This is a genomic window from Frankia sp. CcWB2, assembly GCF_977927585.1.
Genome location: NZ_CDWRCM010000005.1, coordinates 39,563 through 41,082, shown reverse-complemented (window position 1 = coordinate 41,082; position 1,520 = coordinate 39,563). Strand labels below are relative to the sequence as shown.

Annotated in this window: 2 protein-coding genes; both read left to right on the top strand. The window is 58.4% G+C overall.

Annotation, left to right across the window (positions count from 1 at the left end):
- The coding region (locus ACY45C_RS01610) for an ABC transporter permease (RefSeq protein ID WP_462185899.1) at positions 1–501 on the top strand (501 nt) is incomplete at its 5' end.
- Positions 502–651: 150 nt separating this feature from the next.
- Positions 652–1,494, top strand: coding sequence for a substrate-binding domain-containing protein (locus ACY45C_RS01605; protein ID WP_462185898.1), 843 nt, complete (start codon positions 652–654; stop codon positions 1,492–1,494).
- Positions 1,495–1,520: the final 26 nt, after the last annotated feature.

Sequence of the window (1,520 nt, the reverse complement as noted above, 5' to 3'; positions counted from 1 at the left end):
TTTCATTTCGACTCCATAGGGATGCTGGCTGGGGTTCCGGTGATGACGGTGATCGCGGTGGCGGTGATTGCGATAACGGTTTGGGCGCTTGCCTGTACCCGTTTCGGTCGCTATAGTTATGCGACTGGTTCTGATCCTGTTGCCGGTGAGCGGGCGGGGATTAATGTCCGCGGCCATACTATGAAGATTTATGTGCTCGCGGGTCTTGCTTATGGCTTGGCCGCGTATCTGAATGTGGCGCGTTTTTCGACGACGACGATCGGTGGGCATGCTCCCGATGCGCTGAATGCGATCACCGGTGTTGCGCTTGGTGGTGTCAGTATTTTCGGTGGTTCGGGGAGTGCGGTCGGTGCTGCGATCGGGATTTTTGTCCCTGCTGTGCTGCAGAACGGTCTGGTTATTGTGCGGGTGCCTCCGTACTGGCAGCAGATCGCGATTGCCGTGGCGCTGGTCGGTGCTGTCTATGCCGATCTGGTGCGGCGCCGTACCAACCACCGTTAGCCATGGTTCCTGTTCCCGTTATGTAGTCGAGTAAGGAGACCCATGAGATTCTCACGTCAGGCCGTGCGAGCGGCTGTCTCGGTAACGATCTTGGGCGCGCTTTGGAGTCGAAATGAAATAACTTGCGCGTTTCGAACCCTCCACAGGCCTGTGACCTGCGATGATGCTCTCGATCACGTATTTGTTACTTCATTACGTCCCCTTTGTGCCGTATCCGCCTGCGGGTCCGGTGAAAGCAGCCAGTCGGCTCAGAGCACCACGGCGGGTAAGGCCGGCAACGGCCTGCGCTTCGCCTACATCGGCGCGGTTGAGGATCCCGCCTACTATGCGATCGCGTGTGGCGCCAAGATCAAAGCGGGTAAGATTGGTGCCACCGTCACCGTCCAGTATCCCAAGGAGTTCTCGGCCGCCGCGATGACGCCGATCCTCAACTCGGTCCTGGCTGACAAGCCCGACGGACTCATGATCAGCGTGGCCGACGCCAATGCGATGTACGCGCCCCTCTCCAAGGCCAAGGCCCAGGGGATTCCGATCGTGACTGCTTTGAACACACTGACTAAGAAAGATCCGCTTGCCTCGGAGGTCATCGCGGACGAGGCCGCCGGCGGCCGGCTGTCCGCGGAACTCATCGCGAAACACCTCGGAATCGAGGGTGGCAAGGTTGCGGGCCTCGGCTTCACGCCAGGCGTGAGTACGCCGGCCGACCAGCGGTTGCACAACTTCGAAAGCGAGATCAAAAAGTATCCGAACATCGATTACCTGGGTGCGGAGATCACCGACGTATCGCCTCAGACGGCAACAGTGAAAATGAATGCGATCCTGGCGCGCGACCCCGATATCAAGGCAATCTTCACGAGCTTTGGAATTGCCGCACAGGGCGCGGTGACAGCTCTCAGCCAGCGCAACAAGAGCGGTGTTTACGTGACCAGTTTTGACACCAGTCCTTTTGACGTCAAAGCTCTTAGGGGACGTAATGAAGTAACAAATACGTGATCGAGAGCATCATCGCAGGTCACAGG